This is a genomic window from Peribacillus simplex, assembly GCF_030123325.1.
GTDB classification, from domain to species: Bacteria; Bacillota; Bacilli; order Bacillales; family DSM-1321; genus Peribacillus; species Peribacillus simplex_D.
On record NZ_CP126106.1, the window covers coordinates 3,535,579 to 3,559,524 of the forward strand.

Genomic DNA, 23,946 nt, shown 5'->3' on the forward strand with positions numbered 1-23,946 from the left:
ATTATTTTTTAGTAAGCCTGTTCGGAATCGTTAAAGTTTTAAAACAAGTCTGCCGTCCTTCGCACGTGAGCAGCATGTCAGGATTGACTTACGTGATTGGCGGTTTTGTTCGCTAAGGAAGAAATCCCGGTGATCCACTTCACCTTCTGCCACATCTACCTCACAACTACCGCACCCGCCCACTTTACAAGAATAAGGTGCATCAATTCCTTCCCTTAAAAGCGCATCAAGCAGTGTTTCGCCTTCATGAACGTGGATGGATCGATCGCTGTCTGTAAGATCGACAATGAAAGGATCTTTCGGCCCATCATTTTTTGTCGCAAATAATTCGAAGTGGATCGCATGTTCCGGATAACCATAGGAACTGGCGGCATTTCGATACTCTTGAACCATCTCGATTGGTCCGCAAAAATATACTTGCGTGCCAATGCGATGATCCTTCATCGTCTCAGGCGTCATTCTGCGTTTGTCTTCCGCCTGTGAAAAATAAAAGGTACATTGATCAGGGTATTTGGCTTTCAACAGATCATAAAAAGCACATAATTCCGGTGTTCGTGCTGCATAATGGAGTTCGAAGGTTTGGCCTTCGGCAGCCATGTCTTCCATCATTGCCAGAAAAGGGGTGATGCCGATTCCGGCTGCATAAAAAGCATGATGCTTTGCTCGAAAGCTAAGGGGGAAGTTGTTTTTAGGGAAACTGACTTCCAATCTGGAATCTATCTGTACATGATCATGCCAGAAAGCGGAACCGCCGCGTGACGCCTCATCACGCCGAATGGAAATTGCATATTTTTTACGGTCCCTTGGGTTGCTGATAAGGGAGTATTCTCTCTCGAAAATCGTATCCCCGGCCGGCATGAATGTGGTCAAATGCGAACCGCCTGTAAAAGCAGGCAATGGGTTTCCATCAACTGGTATCAATTCGAACTGTTTTACGAATGGAGTTTCTTGAATGATCTTGTTTACTTTCATTTGAATATTTCCTACTACCCGCATGATGATCAGCTCCCTACTTCTTCTTTTCCAATTGGGATGAATGGGTAACCAATATAACCTTCCCGTACTATGGAATAAAAAGGTCCTATTTCAAGACTTGCTCTGCAATGGCCACATTCTGCAATCTCTGCTTCTTCTGCGACTTCCGACACTTCAAAACATTTCATGCAATATACGTACCGCCGTTTAGCTCCGATAATCACCGTCTGGATCTCAGCTTCGGATAGACCAGCTTCCACCCCTAGAGAGAAAATCATTACGGCATTGTTCCATGCACCCGCAATATAAAATTGGGTGCCCATCTTTTGTGACAAGATGAATCTCTTAATCTCCTCTTTATCTTCCATTCCGTTTATGGAAAGACATTCATAAGGCATTGTACCTGCAAGCTCAGAAGTGAAACTTTTCGCCTTTTCATATCCAGCTTGATCAGAAATGACGACAAACTTTCTTCGTTCATTCCGAGGAGTAAATTGATTTACGATCGTAATTGATTTATCAAACAATACTGGACTATTGTACAAGGCCCTATCCTCCTACTCATTGTTTAGATTTGCTTTTTGTTTTTCATCAATACGCCTTAAATATTCAACTGATTGCGGAAGAAACGGGGCAATTCCTTTGTATGCAGCCATAGGTTCCGGAATATCCTGCAGTACGCTATATGTCAGATCAAACCAATCCTGACGCAATGTCAAATCCTCCAGTGGCAGGAACTGCGTATTCAATACGAATAGAATGGCGTTGCTTCGTGGCATGTTATAAAATTTTTGCTCTTCAACACGCAAACGGACAAGTTCACCTGCATTTTCCGGTGTTATTTCAGAACGCTGCGGTCCCCAGACATCCATCGTTTCATAATTGACATCCCAACGGTTTGCCATCAGGTTCCAGTTGATGCGTGTCCATGGCTTTCCTGGCTCAATGGATAATAAAAACCTTCGAACGCGATCTGCCAGTTCATCGCCTTTCCGCGATACAAATGGAACAGGTGCATGGATCTCATCAAAGGACATGCCTTTATTCCAGTTAGCTGAGAAGAGTGCGGCGTATGAAACCTGCCCCACTTCCAAATAGAAATTACTGTCGCGATGAACCATTAAAACAAAATCATTGTGGAAATGTCGGCCTATATAATCAAGCGGCTCATTTGGAAGCGTGCTGGCATCGCCATACACGAATGAATCGGATTCGCCGAAAATGTGGTTCTTGAAAGTCCAGTTGTCTCCATCTTTAATGACTTCGAAATGCTCTGGATAGCGATCAGTTGCCATATCGATAAGCATCTCCAACACTTCCCATTGCATTTCCATTGTGTGTGAAAAAGATTGAAACCTTATATGCGGCTGTTCTTGAAGGAGACGGCGCTTCGTTTCCACTTGGAGTCTGTATTCTGTTGTAACTTCAATACAGTTAATGTTTGAGAGTCTTTTCAAATCGTTTGAATAACGATAGTTACCTGAAGTGAATGGAAATGGGAATGTGTCTAAATCAGTTGTTTTGAAATCTAAACTTTGTGTAAACATTGAACAATCTCCTCTCGTTCCCTAGATTCTTTTAATTGCGTTTTTTCTACTTAGCTTCCTTTAATTCAACGGATGGACGCTCCATGTCAACTTCAAAACGGAAAATGTATTTAGATGATACATAGTAGGTGACTAAAGCGACAAAGTATGTTGGAATTCCGGCAGCTGTATGAAGGAAAAAGTCACTTGCTTCAAAAGTCAATGGATTATAGAGTGCCCAGTAAACGATCGTTCCAATGACCACCGTGAGAACTGCCGACGGGTTAAGGCCTTTCCAATAGGTATAAGAGCCTTGTGTGTCATACAAATCCCTTATTGAAATGCGTTGTCGCTTTACAAAAAAGTAATCTGCAACGACAATTCCGCCAAGAACAGCCATAATAAAGGAAATGACAGCAATGAATGAACCAAATGCATCGTAGAACGTCGAACTTAGAAGTAAGAAAATAGTCGGGACGGTTGTACCCATCGCAATCATCCATGACTTTTTCGGGAATACAGTTTTAAAGCTGACAGCTTGTGAGTACATAAGGAAAATGGCTGCACCGACATTCCCAACCGAAAGTAAAATCAAGCCAATGAAGCCGCCCCAACTTCCTGCGATGGAAAACATCCAGTCGGAAGGATTAAGTGAACCAGCGACTAGTGCAGCAATGGCCCCCACTAAAGCAGCAATACAGACGATGATTCCATAGCTGTAGAATCCTGCTTTAAATGCTCCTCCTTCTGTTTTAGATAAACGGCTGTATTGGCCAAGGTATGGAAGCCATGAGAAGCCGAGACCGATATTTAATTCCAGGGCTGTCGCGAATGAACGAGAAGTCGTTTCAAATGGCTCGGAAGGAAGTATATGTGCGACTTTAGTGAATCCCTGACCAAACAAGACTATTGCGAGAAGGCCAAACATGAGAACCATAAAAACAGGAACGGCTACTGCGGTATATTTTTGAATCGCTATCGGTCCCCTCACCGTTACAAGAAATGCACAGATGAAGAGTAAAATCGAGAAAAACGGCGCTCCAGTTGCTTGGCTTGAGAAAATGGCGGGCATCCCCATCCAATTAGCAGCCTCCGCTAACGCCTGGCCGGACATGAAAAGCGCAATGGAAATGTAGCCGAGAGTTAAAATAAGAAAAACAAAGAAAAAGATATTGGATCCTAGATACCCTAGTGAACTTCGAAACCCTACAAAGGTATCTATGCCATAACGCGCAAAATAAAGGGTAATAGGAACAATCAACAGCATAGGGAAGGCGTTACCGAATAAAATCGCTGCAAGTGACTGCTTCGCATCAAGCATTGTACCTGTGTATCCACCAGTTAACAGACCAAAAGATGAGAGGCCAATAACAACCTGTACTAAAATTAAATCCCGAAGGTTAAAAATCCGGTCACTTTTACTTGCCGGTAAAAAACCAAAGGCCACATCCTTTGAAATGGAGGCATTCTCTTTACTCACACGCTTCTCTCCCAACTATAAAATAATGATTGTATCGCTTGGAAATAAGACTGTCATTGTTTTGGGTGAGCTAAATAAACCACTTTAGACAAGTGTATAGACCAGGTAAAAGATGATTAATATCATGAGAAAAATAGAACCTGTCGCATCCTTCCATTTCATTTTGTCGATTTTCACGGCATCTTCCTGCTCATACGCATTGATCCGCTCATTCAAATCTGAATATAGATTTTTAATAAAGGGATCTTCAGAATTGATATTCTGTTGGAACTGATTCTCTTTATTCAAAATAGCTTCTCCCTCCTTTGCAATCATGCTTTCTAGTCCCTTCTCTTTACTTTAATGCAATAAACATGCCAATCAGGAAACACCATGCTTACTAGGTTTTCAATAGGAAGAATATTCATTTTTGAAACTATTGAACAATTGTGAAATTTCTGTAATATAAAACTAGGAAGTTAAATGAAAGGCAGGTAGACATAAATGGATCACTTCACCTCTGCACTCTTGTCTATTTACGATCAGCTTATTGTGACAGATAAAAATGGCACCATACTGAAATCGACCGGAACAGGGAACTCCTTATTCCAAACAGTCAAATCAGCTAATGTCGGTGGTTCCATCAAGGATGTTGAACAAGATTTATTTTCCACAAGCTTGGCAGAAGAGATAATGGGCAAAAATGAAAAAAGATCTTTCATGCAGTCCTCATGGCAGGGTCCAGAAATGCTGATGACGGCATACCCGATTGAATCTGGGGCATGGGTGTGGGCCTACAAAGAAATTAAAGACTCATATCCAGATACAACAAGGGGGCAATCGGGACCTTTGTTGGAATCGAAGAAGCCATCCTTTCCATTTGTGATCCGCAGTAAACCGATGCTTGATGTTCTGCATAAAATGCAAATGGTTTCTGATGTTAGCGCAACAGTCCTTTTATTGGGGGAATCCGGTGTAGGAAAGGAAATGGCCGCCAGGGCCATACATAATATGAGTAACAGAAGCGAAGGTCCATTTATACCTGTCAATTGCGGTGCAATCCCGGAAAACCTGATTGAAAGCGAACTTTTTGGCTACGTGGAAGGGGCTTTTACCAGCGCACGGAAAGACGGCGCCAAAGGGAAATTCACACTCGCCCATAAAGGTATCCTATTCTTGGATGAGGTTGGCGAGTTACCGCTTAACGTACAGGTAAAACTGCTTCGCGTCCTCCAGGAACGCGTCGTCACACCAATTGGAAGTACGACATCACACCCTGTTGATATTCAAGTGATTGCCGCAACAAATAAATCGCTCGAAAAAATGGTGAAAAAAGGTGAATTTCGAGAAGACTTATATTATCGCCTTCATGTCGTACCCATCCATCTTCCGCCGCTTAGGAATCGTGTAGATGAAATCCCCCATCTGGTTCAATTTTTTTTACAAAAGTACAATACACTATACAATCGAAATGTGGCTTTCACTCCTGATGCAATCGACTTGCTATGTATCCATCAATGGCCAGGTAATGTGCGCGAACTTGAAAATACAGTTGAAAGGCTTGTGATTACTAGCGGTATGCCGGAAGTGGATGTTGCATTGGTTAAAGAGGTCCTTCCTTTTAAAGGGCCCAAACCCACTTCAATACCTGTCATCGATTTTCTAATGCCTATGCAGGAAGCAGTCGACCTTGTGGAGGAACAGCTTATCAACATGGCGATGGAACAATACAAATCATTAAAACTAGCAGCGAAGGTATTGGAAGTCAGCCAGCCTACGATGAGCAGGAAATATAAAAAATTACGCAATAAAATTGAGGAAGCACGCTTTTCACCAGTGGATAAACGGGCCATTTTAGAAGAACAAATAAATCAACGTCTTCGTTCCATTGCCGTTGTAACCGCAGCTATCATTCCAGCTGAAGAGGTTATCAGTCTGCAAAAAAATATGAACCGGCAAACTTCCTATTCCCAGAAATTAAAACAAAAGCTTACCATGATTCAAGAAAAGGAAGGTGTAATAGAATGGGTGTTTATATTTATCATGACGGAGGATGGACGTCTGATCCATCTCGTTGCAGACAAAGGCTTTGTAATTGAACCGGGGGAAGAATATATTGGCCCCCCTGAAATGGTTAATGTCGCTTACCAGGCGTTTAATGGTAAAGCTGGTGTAACTCCGATATATGAAGACAGGTACGGTGAGTGGAAAACAAGCTTTGCGCCAATTATTGATGATGATGGCAATATCGTCGCTATTGTAGGATGTGATTATAGCAAAGCCTATTTCAATTCGGAAATGCAACGTCTCCGTAAGCAACTCAATATCCATGTTTGATTTCAGGGTGAAGTCATGCCGGATCAAACCGTTTGGGGACTAAAGCAAAATAAAGAAAAGCTGATGACAGAAGCCGTCTTGAATGGGCTTTTGCAGTCAGCTTTTTCGGTCTTCCATATACACATGAACGTTATGAAGGAATTAAATTGGCATTAACGCCAGCCATTTTTCATCCAACTGGTTTTTGCATATTGACCACACATATATAGGCAACATTATTTTTTGTTCTACCACTAACCTTTCTTATAGTAGTTTTACGTTCTTTCTCCAAGAAATTTGTTAACACAGTACTTCAACGTTAAATCCGCCAGGCGATTCGACGTAGAACGTATATCTGTGTAAGTGTTGTGGAGGTTTCACCATGAATCCATCCTCCTTCAACCGTTGATTGATCCTGTTAACTTGCTCTTCATTCTCTTGTATGAATCCAATATGAAAAGTCTTCGGGTATTGTACATCGCTTCCTTTCATTAGAGTCAATATGGATCCATCCTCATCTTTCATTGCAGCGAACCCATCTCCCCGGCTTCCTGCACATGACATTCCAAAGTATCTTTCTAAAAACTCCCTTGATGCTGTAACATCATTAACTGTTAAATTTATATGATTGATCTTCATTACTTCCCCCCATTTTAATATTATTGTTTTCTTTCCGTCTCTCGGTAAAAAAGTTAATTTTTCCTTCCTATTTTGTAAGGTATTCCTTCTTTTTCGTTAAAATGTCAGTATTTCCCTTCCGATTAAGTGAATTCCAAGTGAACGCATTTACAAGATTTAAAAAGGCCAACCAGTAAAAACTGGCTAGCCTTCGGTGCAACTCAATTACAATATTTTTTCATTTTCAAAGTTAGTGTTTGACTCCACTTTCTTAGCCAGTTTAAATTTATAGAATAATATACAAGCTACCAAAAATCCTATTCCATAAAACAGTCCGACTCGTTGAGTAGGATCAAAGGCAAGGAATACTAGAATCAGCAAACAAAAGCCTAAACAAAACAACGGGACAAATGGGTAAAAGGGTACCGTGTATTGTAAATCTTCCGTTTTACCACCCGCTTTTATAAATTTCCTTCTAAACATATATTGCGATAAAGCAATTCCCATCCATGAGATCGTGACGGAAATACCCGCTATGGACATAAGAATCACGAACACAGTATCAGCCGCAATGAAGCTAGTCAATAACGATAGAAGCGAAAAACAGATTGTAAAAAGAAGGGCATTCAATGGCACTTTCCTCTTGGATAATAGACCAAACACCTTGGGTGCCATTCCGTCATGAGCCATCGACCAAAGCAGCCTTGTAGATGCATAAAGACATGAATTCCCCACAGAGAGAATGGCTGTCAAAATAATGAAATTCATGATACCTGCTGCATAAGGAATCCCGGCTATCTTCATCAAAGTGACAAAAGGACTTTCCAATAAGCCTAATTCCGAAGAAGGGAATATGGCGGAAAGGATGATAATGGACGAAATGTAGAAAACAATGATCCTAAATAGTACGTTTCGAATGGCTTTAGGGATATTCTCTTCAGGTTTTTCACTTTCCCCTGCCGCTATTCCTATTAGTTCTGAGCCTTGATAAGAAAATATTACATTCATCATTGTCACAAAGATAATTGTAATCCCCCCAGCTGGAAATAGACCAGAAGGAGCCAAATTCTCAAAGAATGGGGTTGGACGATCAGATAAAGAGACAAAACCAAAGATGCCAGCGATTCCAATCAAGATAAACAAAATCACTGCAACGATTTTTATTCCAGCGAACCAATATTCCGCTTCTGCAAAACCTCTTGTCGTTAATGCATTCAAAGTAAATAAAAGCACTATGAACACAGCACACCAAATCCAGGTAGGACTATGGGGGAACCATTGTTTCATCAATATTCCTGCAGCCGTGAACTCAACTCCTGCAGTTGCGGCTGAACCTACAAAATACATCCATCCTAGAGAGAAACCAGCGGATGGCCCTATATATTCTGATGCATATTTCTGGAATGAACCTGTAACCGGCATATGAACGGCTAGCTCGCCAAGGCAGACCATTACCATATACAAAATAAGACCGCCAGCTAGATAACCGACCAGGGCCCCTCCTGCCCCCGCTTGGTTAATTGTATAGCCTGCATTTAAAAAAAGTCCTGTACCGATTACTCCGCCAAGTGAAAGCATAAATAAATGGCGTCTTTTCATCGAGCGTTGCAGCTGATCATTATTCTCCAGTCCATACCCCATATAATCACTTCCTTATCTTATCTATTAACCTATGCCTTCTCCTAAACTATCTTAGAACCTCAATGAGAGACAACTAAGTCCGCCATCTTGTTTTTGAAATTCAGTCATCTCCACTTCAATCACTGTGTATCCCAAATCTTCTATTTTTTTCTTAGTGCCCTCAAACCCTTTAGGGACAATAACACAGTCGTTCATTCTGACGCAGTTACCCGAATATTCTTCTTCCTGTTTTACGATTATCTGATTGAAGCCAGAAAAAGCCTCGTGATTAATGAATTCCCCCGCCACTAATAAATTATTGTCTCCCAGGTAATTGACACCCGTTTTTAAATGAAAGAACTTCTTAAGGGGAATGATGGTCGTATCAAAACCATACTTAGCCATAATATCTTTGAACTGAAGAGCACCTGCTTCATTTGTTCTAGTTGAAAGTCCAACATAGAAATGATTTTCAACTTGCATTACATCTCCGCCATCTAACATACCTGGAGATTGAATATACTCGATTGTGTCATAAAAGTCCTTTAAAACTTCTTTCATTTCATTAATCTCACCATTCCGGCTTTCTGCACCAGGATTGGTTACAAGGGCACATTTTGGCGTCAACACGGCTGTATCTTCCACAAACGTAGAATCAGGGTATCTCTCATCCGATTCGAGAACGGTCACTTTCACACCGCAGCGTTTTAATGCTTCTACATAAGCCTCGTGTTGTACAAGTGCTTTTTCATAATCCGGGTTTCCTAAATCCGATGTTGTTAAGCCATTTACAAAACTTTTTCCAATCTTTCTTACAATCGCGTTTTTAAACATATATATTCCTCCTATATAGGTAGCTTATTTTTTTAAAATGTAGGATATTAACCTTATTGAACCAGCCGTTCTTTAAATGAAATATCTTTTGATCACTTTGCTGCGCTTGACCATTCCAGAGAGCATAATCCATGGAAAAACAGTCATGATAGGGAGAAGAGACAACCGAAGGTTTCTCTTAATCTATTACGTTGCCTCTTCGAGCCTAATGCTTTCTCAATTATTTTGATGTCCGCATAATTTATCCGCTATTCCTACAAAATATCTTACTCCATACCCTAAAGCCTTCTCATCGATTTTAAATTTAGGATGGTGCAAAGGGTAAGCTTTTCCAAATTCATCATTATGAACGCCTAGAAATTGCATGGAAGAGGGTACGATTTCGGAAAAAGCCGAAAAATCTTCTGTCCCGAACATAGGATCATCAACCAGGATGATATTATTTTCTTCAAAAATCCCTTCCATGACCATTTTTGAAATATCGACAGCTGCTTTATCATTTACCACGGCTGGATACCCTAAATACCAAGTAATTTCACATTTTGCCCCATGCGTTTCTGAAATCCCCTTAACGATTTGCTCTAGATACTCCCTTGCTTTCACTCGGCTATCGGAATCTAAAGAACGAATGGTACCGCCGATTTCCGCATATTCAGGTATGACATTGAGCGCACTACCGGAATGGAACTGAGTGACTGAAATGACGGGTGTCCTAAGAGCTGAAATTTTTCTGGAAACGATATGTTGTAGATTCGTCGTAATTTCTGCACCAATTAGTAGCGGATCTACCGTTAATTCCGGAGTCGACGCATGACCGCCCTGACCAATGATTTTAATTTCAAAATCATCGGCTGCTGCACAGAATACCCCTTCCCTTAAACATATCGTTCCTGTTCGTTCATAAGGAGTAACATGCAGTGCAAATGCATAATCCACTCCTTCCATGACCCCTTTTTTCACCAATTCCTGAGCTCCCCCTGGCAGTACCTCTTCGGCGTGTTGGAAAATAAACCTGATTTCTCCATCAATCGCATCTTTTTTCCCAGACAGGACTTTAGCAGCACCTAATAACATCGCAGCATGTGCATCATGTCCACATGCATGCATAACTCCAGGATTTCTAGATTGATAATCAATTTCTGCTTCTTCTTGAATCGGCAGTGCATCGATATCGGCACGAAAGGTGATGGTATTCGATTTTCGGGCCGATTTTTTAGATCCTTTGAGAACCGCTAAAACGCTCGTTTCGGTAGGTCTCGTCACTTCTAATCCTGTAAAGGTTCTTAATTTCCTGTAGATGAATTCAGAAGTCTGGTATTCCTGATAAGAGAGCTCCGGATTTTCGTGAAAATGACGTCGCCATGAAATCACTTCATCGACAACTGTCTCCTGTATTGTTTTCATCATAAATGCCTCCTCAATCACTTAGTGCCAATATTCAGACTTTTCAGGTCTTTAAAAAGGTCCATACTGTATGCTTTGGGCAATGATCAAAAAGATAATCGCTACCGCAACCTGAATCAAAAGATACGGAAACACCCATTTTACCCATTTCGTAAATGATATGCCTGCCACTGCCAGTCCAGCCAATAGCACTCCTGAAGTCGGAAATATCATATTCGAGATCCCATCCCCTAATTGGAAAGCTAACACCGCAGTTTGTCTTGTCACGCCCATTAAATCAGCCAATGGAGCCATAATCGGCATCGTCAATGCTGCTTGTCCACTTCCGGATGGAACAATGAAGTTAAGAAATAATTGGACAATGAACATTCCGATTGCATTTATGGCGGGAGGAAGCTGCTCAACCAATCCTGCAGCATAATATAAAATGGTATCCAGCAATCCGCCACTTGTAATGATGACCAAGATTGTCTGCGCAACGCCTATTATCAATGCCCCGGAAACCATATCGCCGGCTCCTGAAATGAAGCCATTGGCCATCTTGGATGGGGTCAAGCCACCAATCAGGCCCATTATGATCCCGCTTAATAAAAACAAGCCGCCAATTTCACTAATATACCATCCTAATTTAATAACTCCATATACTAATAGGATGAAATTCACCAATAAAATAATTAAAGCAGCGCTATGTCTTTTACTCATCTTAAAGTTTTTATCAAGATGTGCATGTTCTTCACGCCTGAATTTCCCATACTCCCCCTGTTCAGGGTCTCTTTTAACCTTCATTGCATGAAAATAGATGTACAATACTGTAACGACATAAAACACTGCAAGAAGAGCGATCCGCAATCCCATTCCCGAATACATGGGCAGTTCTGCAATGCTTTGGGCAACCCCTACATTAAAAGGGTTCGTAATGCCCGAAATGAATCCAGTCGCCAATGTTCCAAGGATGACGATCGCAAAACCTGTAAGTGCATCAAAGCCCAATGCAATCGTCATCGGAACAATAATTGCGATATAAACTAATGCATCTTCAGCAGAGCCGATCAGGGTCCCTAATGATGCGAAGATTAATACCATCAATGGAATAAGCAATTTCTCTTTTGTTCCGAATCGGACAGCCACAAACTTAATGAAAGAATCCAGTGCTCCTGTTGCCTGCATGATTCCCAGTGCTCCGCCAAACAAAAAGACGAACAAGATAATGGACGCTCCTTCAATCATCCCTGCGTGAATACTGCTGAACATTTCCAATAATCCCACTGGTGTTGATTCAACGAATTCAAAAGAAGTGGGATCGACTACACTTCGGCCATCCTTTTCAATTTTTTCATATTGGCCCGCGGGTAAGATATGGGTTAAAACCGTCACTATTACAATCACGATAAACATTAATACAAAAGGATTAATCCCTTTTTCCGGTAGCTCCGTTAGTTGGTTAAGTGGTTTATTATTCTGATTAAGCGGCTCGGAAGTGATTTGACCATTAGGAAGGTCATTCATAAAAATACCCCCAGTTAAAGTTTTATGCTTTTAATCAGTTCTCCTGTCGGACCATCACTTCTCAACCAAACACTTAAACATATTCTTAATTAACTTCTCCAACATGACGGGCGTATGGACGAAGGCGCTATCGATGTGAAGGCGCTCTGTACGCTGGTGTGCATCCTTGCCGAAAGGACCCACATTAAGTACGGGTGCCTGAAGTTTTTGCATATCCGCGAAAGGAATGCTGTAAGTATCGCCCCAGACTGGTGTATTTTTTTCAAAAGCGGTCCAGCCATCAGACTCATCATTATATTGAACATAGCTTAAATCGCAAAGGCCATTAAAATAATGAATTTGGCTGACTTCTTCACCAAGCATGCTGGCAGTTTCCTTCATTAATTTCACAGATTCCATGATAAGCGGATCATCGGACGTATTGACGGCTGGATAATATGGCGGTGCGAACAGCAAGACAATGGCGGGTGAAAGCTCCTGACATTGTATCATCAATTTTTCAGCTATCCGCACTGATTTTTCCCGCTCATCCAAATCCAAATCCGCATTTACTTCACTCTTTATTTGCTCGACAAAACTCCCGCCAAATTTGCCCTCGGCATATGAAAGTAACTTTTCGTAGCGCAATACTTGTACTGCACCTACACCTTCAATTTGTTCACGCAGACAAAGCTCTTTATAAGATTCATTGCATTTCATCGCTGCTTCGTTTGCAACCTGCTCGAATAGGTCCATTATTTCTGCAGCTGACCTTTTCATTATGAACACATTATAAAGCGCGGCTGCCCGATAAGGTGTCTGAGTTGAATATTGTAGTTTTAGATCTTTTTGCTGAAGCGATACCGGTAATGGTGTCTCCTCACCAAGATCACTTTCCAGAAAAAGAGTGTTCCACTCCATGAGCTGCGTGAGGAACGAGGCTATATAGTTAGCCGTCATACCCTTTAATGGCTCACCTACATGAGTTTCTTTCCCATAAAAAAGGGCAGCGGGCATGATTTTCCCCAAAGTTCCGGAATAAATATAATGTCTATTATCGCCCGGTTTCTGTGAAAAGGACGGTTCACTATTAAAAAACATTTTATAGGAAAGGCCATATTTATCACGTAAAGTCACAAGTTCTTTAACTGCAGCCCTCATTCCCGCAGAATTAACTTCTTCATCAGGAACCGTTAACAGCAGGAGATTGATCGGCCATTGTTCGATGCTTGCCTTTTCGATGATAGCCATATGAAGGGCAAGACCCATTTTCATATCCATCGTTCCTCTGCCAAACAAGTACTTTCCAGATTCAAGATCAATGCGCGCTTCTTCCGGTAGTTCATCTTTCCTGTCATGAAGTTTTTTCGTGAGCTCCTCTGGTTGAAATGCAAGTGTCTCAAGATCACCGTATTCTTCAGTATGAACCGTATCAAAATGGCTAATTAATACAACGGTCTCCTTGCTATCGGGATGTTTATAAAAGGCATTGACAAAGTTCCTCCCTAAATCAGCCTCGTGAAGCGATAAGTGCGCCGGATTCCTTTTAAAATAATCTAGCTCCCTCAATTTCTCTTGCACTTTATACGGAAACAATTGTTCTCCTTGTGTAAGAGTACGGCTATCCCAGCTAACAAGTTCACATAACAAAGCACGGAGCGTTTCTGGAGTACCCCATAGTAATTGACTCATTCCAATCCCCCTTCATTAATATTAGTACGCACCACCGGGCAGGTTAAACAAGTTGGACCGCCAGTGCCTTTGAAACTGATCTCAGTTCCTTTGTATTCATAAACCGTTGCTCCCGCATCAACAAGCTTTCGCTTTGTGTAAGCGTTCCCAGAAGATATCACGCAAACCCGCGGAGCAATGGCAAGAACATTACAGCCCAAGGTCAAGTACTCATCAACTGGCACTTCGATAAGCTGTATGCCTCGTTCAATTAGCAGTTTTCTGAAAAAGACAGGCATAAGTCGGGAGTGAACAACTGCTAAATCCCAGTCGACCATGCTGATGAATGACATAAGATGGAGACACTCTCCCTCTCCTTGATCATGCGGAAGCTGAACAACGATGAATTCATCCACAAGATGAGCGGTCATTTCTTTTAATTGCCGAATGGCTTCAGCGTTTGTACGATAACCATGTCCGACAACCAGTGTCTTATCATCAAGCCAAACGATATCACCGCCATCCGCGACCGCATCACCCGTTAAATACCCAATAATCGGGATGTTCTTTTCCTTACAAAATTCTTTGTATACATTAGCTTCAGGCTGTCTCAATTCTTTCCCGGACTTTAAAATAATGGCTCCTTGGCTAGTGAATTTGACCGGGTCATGAGCATATAAGGAGTCAATGCCGACTACCGAAGATGCTGGCAAATAATCGATGTTTGGAACATATTTCTCCAAAATGGAAATAAAGTCACCATACTCTTTTAGTGCTTCGTTGAAATCGGGCTCTTCCGCAAAGTTGAAGTTTCTCCATGCTTGACTTAAATGCTCTTGACTAATAAAAGCTTCTTTCGGATGTTTTACAATGACACGTTCCAATGGATTGTACATGGACGAACAATATGTCACTGCCTCCCCCTCCTTTTTCCGCATAACGGAAAACGTTTCCGCTAATAGGAATTTTTCTTTTATTATAAAATTAACTTTGGTATAATGTCAATATGTTTTAAATATTCAAATAAATCGAAGTTTAATCAACTTGTAATGAAAGATAGGTGGTTTGTTTATGCAATCGATCGACCGTGCCATGAACGTTATAAAGGTGCTGGTTTCCAATTCATCGGAAAACTGGCTGTCAATTACGGAACTTTCCCAAGAATGTGATCTTCCTGTCAGCTCCATGCATCGTTTGTTAAAAGCGATGTCCTTGCATGGACTAATCCAACAGGACGGGCAATCCAAACAATATGGTTTGGGGAATATTTGGCTCGAATATGGATTACGTATGTATGACAAAATGGATTACATCAGCCAAATAAGGCCTGAACTGGAAAGGCTGATGAACAAAGTGGAGGAAAGCGTATACCTTAGCCAGCCAATAGGAATGGAATCACTCGTTATCGAACGAATCGACAGTGAAAAAAGCCAAATCCGGGTTTATGACCAGCTTGGCTCACGAGTTCCAATGCATATTGGAGCTGCCAATAAAGCGATGCTCGCCTATATGCCATATAATCAAGCGAAAAAAATCGTTGACGCTCTTGTGCCAATTCAAGAAAGAGCAGCATTTTGGGATATATTGCAGGAGACTAAATCGAAGGGACATGGAATCAGCCACAGTGAAAGAACAGAGGGAACATGTTCTGTTGCCGCGCCGATACTGAACCATTTTGGGGAAGTTCACGGTGCGGTGAGCATAGGTTTTGTCAGCTTTAACCTGACAGATGAAAGACTTGATTTCCTCATTAAGAATGTTATGGAATCAGGCAATCGGGTTTCTGCAAAATTGGGGTATAGGGGAACATGAATAGGAGAGCAGTGGAGGATTATCGGATAAGCCGAAAAAGAAGATGAATCATTTCATCTTCTTTTTCGTATTTATATTAATCGCTGCCGGTCACAAATAAATCTTCTTTAAAATAGGCGAGTACCTCGCCGGCCACCACTGGTTCACCCTCCAATACCTCCAATGATTCTATTTTCCCGCTGACACCAATATCAATGATTTCCACACGTCCATCTGCCTTCCTAATCTGAAATAATTGTTCCCATTCGTAAAATCGCGAATTTTTGGATATTGAAATTTTTTCAATCCTGCCTTCACATGGGCTAAGAATCACATCAACGTACATTTACATCATTCCTTCCTTCAGTATTCTTCTAAATGAAATGGGGTTTGTAAGACCAACTTGAGAAAGTTTTGAAACTCATGTATATCTTCTTGTTCAATCCCAAGGGTCGGAGCCCAGTACTGATCTAAATTAATATCATTGGCACAAAGCAGGATCATTCTTCCACTTTGCATGGAAGTCACCATTGCTTTACCGAAAAACTGGGCCGAATATACAATGGTCACATCATATCTATAATCTTGGGACAATAAGCAATAATGATGAATAGCTTGGTTTTCTTTATTTTCGGAAAGAATATCAAAATTCAACGGATTGCCTCCTTTCTTGTAAGCCCTAATTCGCTCAGAACCTGACCCAACCTCGAAGCTGGGATGCTTCTGCTATTTTGCGAATCCCTTCAATATAAGCAGCCACTTTCATGTTCACGGAATATTTTTGTGAAGTATGGTATACATTCAAAAAACTGGCCGTTATCTTTTCCTTCAATCGTTCATCCACAAGCTCTTCCGTCCAGTAATAACCTTGGTTGTTCTGGCACCATTCAAAATACGAAACTATCACCCCTCCTGAATTCGCCAAAATATCCGGGACCAGCACTATACCTTTATCATCGAGAATCTTGATCGCTTCCTTTGTTGTCGGCCCATTTGCTGCTTCGATCAGGATTTCACATTTTAATCGTTTTGCATTATCTTTATTCACCACTCCGCTAATAGCTGCGGGAATCAGCACATCACACTCTTTTTCCAACAATTCTTGATTGGATAATGAATCTTTGTATAAGTTCGAAACGACCCCAAAAGAGTCCCTGTTCTCCAAAAGGTAAGGAATATCCAAGCCATCCGGATCATATAAGCCTCCAAGCTCATCCGCAATTCCGACAACCTTAGCCCCCATTTCATGTAAATACAACGCTAAATGACTGCCAACATTCCCGAATCCCTGAATGATTACCCGCATGCCTTCAATAGGAATCCCCTTTAAATCACATATCATTTGAAGTGTATATAATACTCCCTTGGAAGTGGCCTTTTCCCTGCCCTTCGATCCTCCTAATCTCAGAGGCTTTCCTGTAATGAATCCGGGTGAATCGAATTCCCTGATGTGATCGTATTCATCCAGCATCCAGGCCATGATTTGTGAATTCGTATACATATCAGGTGCCGGAATATCTTTTGTAGGGCCCACTATTTGACTTACTGCCCTGACATACCCTCTGCTTAATCGTTCTAGCTCAGATGAACTCATTTGTCTGGGATCACACACAATGCCACCTTTTGCCCCTCCATATGGAAGATCGGTTATTCCGCATTTCAAGCTCATCCATCCGGCCAATGCCTTAACTTCTTCAGGAGTGACATCCGGGTGAAATCGAATACCTCCTTTCGTTGGACCGGCTGCATCATTATGTTGAGCCCGATACCCTTGAAACATCCTTGTCTCCCCATTATCCATTTGAATAGGAATACTGACTTCCAGAAAACGCATTGGCGCTTTCAAAAAATCATAAACCTGATCTGGATAGCCCAAAACATGAATCGCTTCTTTTAAGATATCCTGGAACTCTTGCAGTGGATTATCCAACTGACGTTTTTCAATTACTTTAATTTCCCCTGTCATTTTAGCACCTCACTTTTATTCTTATAACTTACTTAAGCAACTTTCATGCCAGCTTTGAAGATATCGTGTTGATAGCCATAATCCGCCATTTGCAATCATCACTATCACACATACCATCATCGGGACATATGTATTAATTCATAAGCAATTCAGGTTTGCATATGTAAACACTGAGAATACAATAAATAAAAAAACACATCCTTATAAGGATGTGTCAGTCGATGACAAACTAGATGAAAATCGAGTTTGTCTACAGTCTTTTAAGGGGCTGTACAATTTGAACGATTTCCAGGCACGTGCTTTTCTAAGCAGGAGTCTCGTACACTCGCTCCAATCAACTTTGCTTTAAAATTTAGATAGAACTCCTTTTGTTTACACACTAGATAGCGAGGGGACTTATTATAGATTGCTGCGATGAATGTAAAGAAGAAGGCCAACTGGACCTGGCAAGGGGACTATGGTCAACTATTCTCTATACATGCTTCATTCAAATAAAAAACCAAAAAGGTTTTGGAATGCAACTATTCCAAATCCTTTTTGGCTACAAACTGACTCATCCTTATCGGATCAGTTTTCACTTTCAAAGTCTCATAGCTGAATTTCTTCAACTTGGTATTGGGGCGGAGCCTTCCGGAATGCCTTTGTGATGTATAATAGATAACAAAAACCAATAATGAACCAACTTGTTCCCATTATTAGGGAACTTTCCTCAAGGTTGATCCAAAGAATGCCAATTGCTATAGCTCCAATTAAAGGCATTATTAAGTATTGAATACACCCCTTTATCGTTCGGTGTTTCTTTTCCCGAATGATAAAATGGCTGATCACTGACAGATTTACAAAGGTAAATGCCATTAATGCACCAAAGTTGATCAGTGACGTTGCTGTCACTAAATCAAAGAATAAAGCCGACAATGAAATGACTCCAACTATGAGTACATTAATGGCTGGCGTCTTCCACTTAGGGTGAATAAACCCAATCCATTTTTCCGGAAACACTTTATCACGTCCCATAACATACAGAAGACGGGAAACGCTGGCATGCGATGCTAGTCCCGAGGCTAGCGTATTGACGAAAGTCGTACAAAGAAAAATGGATTGAAATAGCTTCCCACCTACATAAAGGGCGATTTCCGGTAATGCAGCATCCGGTTCCTTAAAACGGGATATATCCGGAAAAAAGAGCTGAATAAAGAAAGAAGCGGTAATGAAGATGATTCCACCCCAAAGCGCAGTTAAAAATATCGCTTTTGGAATCGTTTTTTTCGGATCCGGCGTTTCCTCAGATAGTGTCGTTACCGCATCGAATCCCAAAAAGGAAAAACAAAGGATCGTGGCCCCGGTTATTATTCCCGAAAAGTCCATTCCTTCATTAACGAAAGGCTTTATCGTAAACACTTCTCCTGTACCTTCTCCATCATTTAAACCTTTGACGACAAGAATGATGAACACTGCCATGATGGCAATCTGAATTAAAACAAAAAGCGCATTAAAGTTTGCAAGTACATTGACACTCCGGAGATTGAGAATGGTGACGATTGCTACGAACAATACTACCCAAATCCATGTAGGAACCCCTGGAAATAATGCTGTGAGATAAATTTTGGTCAACAATGCATTGACCATAGGTAAAAACAAATAGTCTAACAACGAAGACCATCCCACCAGGAATCCTAAATGCGGGTTTATGGCCTTTTGCGTATAAGTGTAGGCAGAACCTGCAGCAGGAAAAACCTTTACAAGTTTTCCATAGCTGGCAGCTGTAAAAAGCATCCCCACCAATGCAACGATATAGGCAGTCGGCACATGGCCGCCCGTAATTCCAGATACAATTCCAAATGTATCAAATACGACCATGGGGGTCATATATGCTAACCCCATCATAACGATTTGCCATAATTTCAGTGATCTTTTCAATGTAACCTCATTTTCCATCTATCATTCCTCCTTGAAACCGCTTTCAAACCGGTGGGTTCATTTTCTTATCTAGATAAATCCCCATGCCTCCCTCTTTTTTAAAAGTTTTACCTGCATACCTTATTGCAATTTCTGTGCCACATGATTTTGGTTTACTTCGATAAACGAAAACGCCAAAAACGCCACTTCATTCCTGTATTCTTAACGGCCCATGATTGATTCATAGAAATGAAGTCTTGCAGCATCTTTTCATTGGCGATTCAATTTCCCATAAATTATTCGCCTTTGCATACCCAAAGCAAATGATATCTGTTAAAACCCTCATTAAATCACTTCTGTGACCTGGCATGATAATTGCATGATTAATCATCCATAGGAATTCATTAATATGAGTTTCAAAAATATTATCGTTATAAGAAAATGGAGGAATAGAAAAATGAAATATCCTTTATCCCCTGATGTTAAACCAGAGTTTTGTACCACCGGATCATTTATGCGCTTACCTTCTTCAAGGGAAAATGCCAAATTGGCAGTGGTAGGTATGCCTTTTGATACAGCTGCTTCATTCAGGGTAGGAGCCCGGTTTGCTCCACAGGCTGTCCGCCAAGCATCCATGACGTTGTTTCCTTACCATCCCATTCACAAAGTATTTCCGTTTGACGAATGTAATGCAATTGATATTGGGGACGTTTCCGTGATTCCCCATAATATACATCGAAGCTATGAGTTAATTGAAAAGGCTATGGCTGACTTGATGAAAAACGGTATCATTCCAATAGGCATCGGAGGAGATCATTCAGTAACACTGGCTAATCTAAGAGCTGCCGCAAAAATACACGGTCCTGTTGCACTTCTTCATTTTGATTCACATACAGATACCTGGGACACTTATTATGATGAAAAATACTGGCATGGCTCCCCGTTTATCCGTGCATATGAGGAAGGTTTGCTCCAAACGGATAAAGTTTTCCAGATTGGCATCAGAGGTACGCTCAATCATCCAGGAGATATAGATTCAAGTACAGAGCTAGGATACAATGTGATAACTACGCCTGAGCTGAAGAAAAGAGGCATCGAAGATGTCGTGAAGGAAGTCAAGAAAACCATTGGGGATACACCATGTTTCTTGACCTTTGATATTGATTTTGTAGATCCATCATGTGCTCCTGGAACTGGCACCTTGGAGGTCGGCGGTCTAAATAGCTTTGAAACCCTAGAGATGATACGCTCTCTCCAAGGATTCAACTTTATTGGGTTTGACCTGGTGGAAGTCCTCCCGCCGTATGATCCAACACAAATTACATCACTATTGGCAGCCACCATCATTCATGACTTTGCCAGTTTAGTAGCCTTACAGCTAAAAGAAGAACAAAAAAAGGAGAATCCAGCCGAAAAAAGTTTATAGAAGCAAGCGGTAATTATTAAAGAAGGATATTACAGATCGATACGTTATCGTTCAAAAGGCATCTGCTTTTAATGAAAGCAGATGCCTTTTTTCTATATCATTATTCTTGTCCCGCTTCCCTATAAGCATTTCAAATAAACCGATGAAAAAGTTCGAGCTATAAAAAATACATCCCATCTGAAAGAATGGGATGTGTATCATTTTATTCGTCTGATTCTGCCCCAGGACGATTGTATTGTGTTGGCAAGGTGTTCCAAAAGCTAGCATCAACAGTTTCAATTGAATCATCGGCAATAGCTCTGACAGCTGCATCCAAAGTGGTTACTGTTTGCTTTATTAGATAGCCATTGCTTTTTTGCCCAAGCGCCACTGACTCGATATTGTGGTCCGACATACCTCGCATCTCAAAGAGCAATGTGGCAATATCATAACGAACGGCTGCACCATTACGGCCTATATTTTCTCCAGAACCGCCATCATACTTACCAATATGCCCCCAACCAGTTGGTTCAATGGAGTTATATACAACGGCACCCAGTTTCTTTGACGCTTCTAATACTTCAGGCTTTACGTTAGCGTTTGTAGGATAAAGAATTGAACCTGAAACAAGTTCACCATCCGTTTCGCTTAGCGTCCCTTGATGATGTAAATCTATCATGTAATCTATATCGTATTTCGCGAATACATTTTCGTGTAAAGCCTTTACCTCCACTTGCATGGAATCAGTTTTTTTATCATGCTCACGGTTTAAGTCGACCCCATTTGCATTTGCCCGTGTTAGATGTCGATCACCTTTAGCTAAATAGTCATCAAGAGGGAAATTAACATCTCCCATTGCCCCATCTGCATTTAACATGGGAATGATCAGTATATTAACATTTTCCAATAAACCTTTCGTCTTATTCGTGCCTAGATGTTTGATGAATTCAAGTGCACCTTCAGTAGTCAATTGTTCATTTCCGTGCTGTTGAGTTAAAAATAGTATAGTAGGATTCTTAGGATTTGAAATGTATTTCGCTAGATAAATATCCCTCCCTTTTACCGTTTCGCCGATTACTTCCAGTGCCAGGCTTCCTTGTTTAGCATCCTGCGTTTTAAGAAAGCTTACCAGGCTTTCATATGTATGAAGATTTGAAGTTGTCACTTGACCATTTCCAGCACTGGGACCATTTCCAACCGCTCCGACTGGCATCGCAACGGCTGTTACTGCGCTTAACGCCATTAAACTAGATAATGAAACTGATAGGACCTTCTTTTTAAAATTCAATAAAAACCCTCCTTATCAAATTTAATAATCATGAAAAATGATTATTACTAATATTCTGACATTTTTAGCACTTTGTGTTAATAGTGAAAAATAACTATGTTTCAAATAGTTTTCTTCCGCACCATATAACTTGAAAGGAATGACTTCTCCAAAGGCGATATTCAAAAAACTTTTTCTGTTTGCCGTAACCGACCATGAAGAAAAACCAGGCGGGTACCCGTCTGGTTACTAAGTTGATAAAACTAGCAATTTTTATTATTGCCTGCCCTCCGTCAAGGGAATTGACTCGTATTGTTCCGGATTGATTTTATATACTGAACCATCAGTAACTCCATCAATTATTCCATATAGCCCTCTTTCCACTGCCTTAATAAGCATGCCTTTTTTCTTTTGGCCAAAGGATTGTGTTTGTCCTCTAACTTCAAAGAGTACTGTCCCACTTCCGTTTAAAGCAAAGGCTCCTAAAGCCGTTCCAGGAAGGTTTTGGTTTTGCGGATATAAGGATATATTTCCATATGGAGAATTACCTTGTTCCTTCATCGCATTATATACCGCCACATTCAATTGTCTGGAAAAATCATAGTTATAGTTTTTTGCATATTTGGCATACTCTTGTCCTGAAGGCGAGTTTGGATCAGGTACAAATTGAGCGGAAAGCGAGTATGTGACTAAATCATCCGTTCCATCGATTTCATAATAGGGAGCTTGGTGGTGCAAGTCTACAAAAATCTCCACCTTCCCGTATTGCTTCTGCAGAGACTTGTAAACATCACGTGATGCTTGTGATTCAGGTGTAATGAACCAACCAGGGGTGGATGATTTTCCAGGGAAGTCTTTAGCTTGAGGAATATAGTTTAAATCAGGATTAAAATCACGATTGACATCGAAGCCAGGTTTGGACTCATAATCGAATGATTCATTTTTGTATGTATAATAGTTCCAGGATGGTTTCGCTCCTGCTAACTGCGGAAACTGTTCCACGACCTCCGCCCAGGTCATATCATTTCCCCGACGGTTCAATTCAGCAGCATCCGGATTAATTTTAGGCAAAGCCACTAGGGTAATTTCTTTACGGATTCTCTCCGCTTCAGGAGAATTGGTCCCCAAAAACTTCAAAATATTCAAGATGGCATCCGTACCAGTCTTCTCATTTCCATGAATCTCACTTTGAATTAAAACGACTTTGTCGCCTGTTCCCACGGTTGCTTTATAGATTTCTCTATTCCTATTGGAATATCCAGCTACATCCACTTTTACTTTACCTTGGCTATCACTCGCAATTTGTTCCAGCTTTTTCCCTAGTTCAGCATGGTCTGTAAAACCTGAAACCGAATAAGTTTGTTGAATGGGGGTTCCTGGGGATGTTTCATTAGCTGCAAATGTTGGTGCCGCAATACCTGCCGATAAGACGGCAACTCCTAGAGTTGAAACAAGTTTCCTGTTTTTCATATTACAACAATCACTCCCTTAATATATTATTCTATCTCATTATACAAAATGGCATAGTAGAAATATGTTGGAATATGATGTCGTATTATGGCTTTTTATGATTCGGGCATATATTTTAAACATTGTAGTAATGACCACTTTCGTACAAGAGTTTTTGGACGGACTTAAATCATACATTTTGTTCTGTTTTCCTATCAAGACGAACTGACTAAATCGTACCACTACTGCCTTTCTCTATATCCC

Annotated in this window: 22 protein-coding genes; 4 read left to right on the plus strand and 18 right to left on the minus strand. The window is 41.0% G+C overall.

The features are described 5' to 3' along the window. Window positions 1-30: 30 nt before the first annotated feature. The 5 genes from QNH43_RS16635 to QNH43_RS16655 all read right to left on the minus strand — a co-directional run bounded on the left by QNH43_RS16635 (window position 31) and on the right by QNH43_RS16655 (window position 4,269). Window positions 31-996, minus strand: coding sequence for a PDR/VanB family oxidoreductase (locus QNH43_RS16635; protein WP_283914980.1), 966 nt, complete (start codon window positions 994-996; stop codon window positions 31-33). 5 nt (window positions 997-1,001) lie between these two features. After that, window positions 1,002-1,520, minus strand: coding sequence for a hypothetical protein (locus QNH43_RS16640; protein WP_283914981.1), 519 nt, complete (start codon window positions 1,518-1,520; stop codon window positions 1,002-1,004). Between the two features lie 12 nt (window positions 1,521-1,532). Then, a complete protein-coding gene (locus QNH43_RS16645) occupies window positions 1,533-2,522 on the minus strand; it encodes a heme-dependent oxidative N-demethylase family protein (protein WP_283914982.1) in 990 nt (329 codons plus the stop codon). A 46-nt stretch (window positions 2,523-2,568) separates the two neighbouring features. Continuing rightward, entirely contained in the window at window positions 2,569-3,981 is a 1,413-nt protein-coding gene (locus tag QNH43_RS16650; RefSeq protein ID WP_283914983.1) for a purine-cytosine permease family protein, read from the minus strand. Between the two features lie 84 nt (window positions 3,982-4,065). After that, a complete protein-coding gene (locus QNH43_RS16655) occupies window positions 4,066-4,269 on the minus strand; it encodes a hypothetical protein (RefSeq protein WP_283896938.1) in 204 nt (67 codons plus the stop codon). 195 nt (window positions 4,270-4,464) lie between these two features. Between QNH43_RS16655 and QNH43_RS16660 the strand changes: the two genes are divergently transcribed. Together QNH43_RS16660 and QNH43_RS16665 are read left to right on the plus strand one after the other, a co-directional pair. Beyond that, complete coding sequence (locus tag QNH43_RS16660) at window positions 4,465-6,297, plus strand: sigma 54-interacting transcriptional regulator (RefSeq protein ID WP_283914984.1); 1,833 nt, start codon at window positions 4,465-4,467, stop codon at window positions 6,295-6,297. 15 nt (window positions 6,298-6,312) lie between these two features. After that, window positions 6,313-6,453 (plus strand): hypothetical protein, encoded by a 141-nt coding sequence (locus tag QNH43_RS16665; protein ID WP_283914985.1) that lies wholly within the window; start codon window positions 6,313-6,315, stop codon window positions 6,451-6,453. A 123-nt stretch (window positions 6,454-6,576) separates the two neighbouring features. Here the strand turns inward: QNH43_RS16665 and QNH43_RS16670 are convergent, their stop codons facing one another. From QNH43_RS16670 to QNH43_RS16700, 7 genes are all read right to left on the minus strand, one after another. Beyond that, a complete protein-coding gene (locus QNH43_RS16670; protein ID WP_283914986.1) occupies window positions 6,577-6,915 on the minus strand; it encodes a VOC family protein in 339 nt (112 codons plus the stop codon). A 204-nt stretch (window positions 6,916-7,119) separates the two neighbouring features. Then, window positions 7,120-8,535 (minus strand): amino acid permease, encoded by a 1,416-nt coding sequence (locus QNH43_RS16675; RefSeq protein WP_076365872.1) that lies wholly within the window; start codon window positions 8,533-8,535, stop codon window positions 7,120-7,122. A gap of 51 nt (window positions 8,536-8,586) precedes the next feature. Next, window positions 8,587-9,348 carry a dimethylarginine dimethylaminohydrolase family protein gene (locus QNH43_RS16680; RefSeq protein WP_283914987.1) on the minus strand — a complete coding sequence of 254 codons (762 nt, stop codon included), beginning with the start codon at window positions 9,346-9,348 and terminating at the stop codon, window positions 8,587-8,589. Window positions 9,349-9,564: 216 nt separating this feature from the next. Further along, entirely contained in the window at window positions 9,565-10,752 is a 1,188-nt protein-coding gene (locus tag QNH43_RS16685) for an amidohydrolase (protein ID WP_283914988.1), read from the minus strand. Between the two features lie 51 nt (window positions 10,753-10,803). Then, window positions 10,804-12,147, minus strand: a complete 1,344-nt coding sequence (locus QNH43_RS16690) for a YfcC family protein (protein WP_397221704.1) — start codon at window positions 12,145-12,147, stop codon at window positions 10,804-10,806. A gap of 165 nt (window positions 12,148-12,312) precedes the next feature. Next, window positions 12,313-13,929 carry a M20/M25/M40 family metallo-hydrolase gene (locus QNH43_RS16695; protein ID WP_283914990.1) on the minus strand — a complete coding sequence of 539 codons (1,617 nt, stop codon included), beginning with the start codon at window positions 13,927-13,929 and terminating at the stop codon, window positions 12,313-12,315. Further along, entirely contained in the window at window positions 13,926-14,804 is an 879-nt protein-coding gene (locus QNH43_RS16700; RefSeq protein WP_283918386.1) for a dimethylarginine dimethylaminohydrolase family protein, read from the minus strand. The genes QNH43_RS16695 and QNH43_RS16700 overlap by 4 nt, the downstream gene beginning before the upstream one ends. A gap of 175 nt (window positions 14,805-14,979) precedes the next feature. On the opposite strand from QNH43_RS16700, the gene QNH43_RS16705 reads away from it, so the two are divergent. After that, window positions 14,980-15,720 carry an IclR family transcriptional regulator gene (locus QNH43_RS16705; RefSeq protein WP_283914991.1) on the plus strand — a complete coding sequence of 247 codons (741 nt, stop codon included), beginning with the start codon at window positions 14,980-14,982 and terminating at the stop codon, window positions 15,718-15,720. Between the two features lie 76 nt (window positions 15,721-15,796). On the opposite strand, the gene QNH43_RS16710 is transcribed toward QNH43_RS16705, so the two are convergent. The 4 genes from QNH43_RS16710 to QNH43_RS16725 all read right to left on the minus strand — a co-directional run bounded on the left by QNH43_RS16710 (window position 15,797) and on the right by QNH43_RS16725 (window position 19,600). Beyond that, window positions 15,797-16,045 carry a biotin/lipoyl attachment domain-containing protein gene (locus tag QNH43_RS16710; RefSeq protein WP_283914992.1) on the minus strand — a complete coding sequence of 83 codons (249 nt, stop codon included), beginning with the start codon at window positions 16,043-16,045 and terminating at the stop codon, window positions 15,797-15,799. Between the two features lie 17 nt (window positions 16,046-16,062). Then, window positions 16,063-16,353, minus strand: coding sequence for an SAV0927 family protein (locus tag QNH43_RS16715; protein WP_076365856.1), 291 nt, complete (start codon window positions 16,351-16,353; stop codon window positions 16,063-16,065). A gap of 34 nt (window positions 16,354-16,387) precedes the next feature. Beyond that, the gene (locus QNH43_RS16720; RefSeq protein ID WP_283914993.1) at window positions 16,388-17,665 is read right to left on the minus strand and encodes a Glu/Leu/Phe/Val family dehydrogenase; all 1,278 of its coding nucleotides are present in this window, start codon (window positions 17,663-17,665) and stop codon (window positions 16,388-16,390) included. Between the two features lie 588 nt (window positions 17,666-18,253). Continuing rightward, window positions 18,254-19,600 (minus strand): APC family permease, encoded by a 1,347-nt coding sequence (locus tag QNH43_RS16725; protein ID WP_283914994.1) that lies wholly within the window; start codon window positions 19,598-19,600, stop codon window positions 18,254-18,256. Between the two features lie 418 nt (window positions 19,601-20,018). Between QNH43_RS16725 and speB the strand changes: the two genes are divergently transcribed. Further along, on the plus strand, window positions 20,019-20,987 hold the full coding sequence (speB, locus tag QNH43_RS16730) for an agmatinase (RefSeq protein ID WP_283914995.1): 969 nt from the start codon (window positions 20,019-20,021) through the stop codon (window positions 20,985-20,987). 202 nt (window positions 20,988-21,189) lie between these two features. On the opposite strand, the gene QNH43_RS16735 is transcribed toward speB, so the two are convergent. After that, complete coding sequence (locus QNH43_RS16735) at window positions 21,190-22,254, minus strand: M14 family zinc carboxypeptidase (RefSeq protein WP_283914996.1); 1,065 nt, start codon at window positions 22,252-22,254, stop codon at window positions 21,190-21,192. 255 nt (window positions 22,255-22,509) lie between these two features. Next, complete coding sequence (locus QNH43_RS16740; RefSeq protein WP_283914997.1) at window positions 22,510-23,703, minus strand: M14 family zinc carboxypeptidase; 1,194 nt, start codon at window positions 23,701-23,703, stop codon at window positions 22,510-22,512. Between the last annotated feature and the right edge of the window lie 243 nt (window positions 23,704-23,946).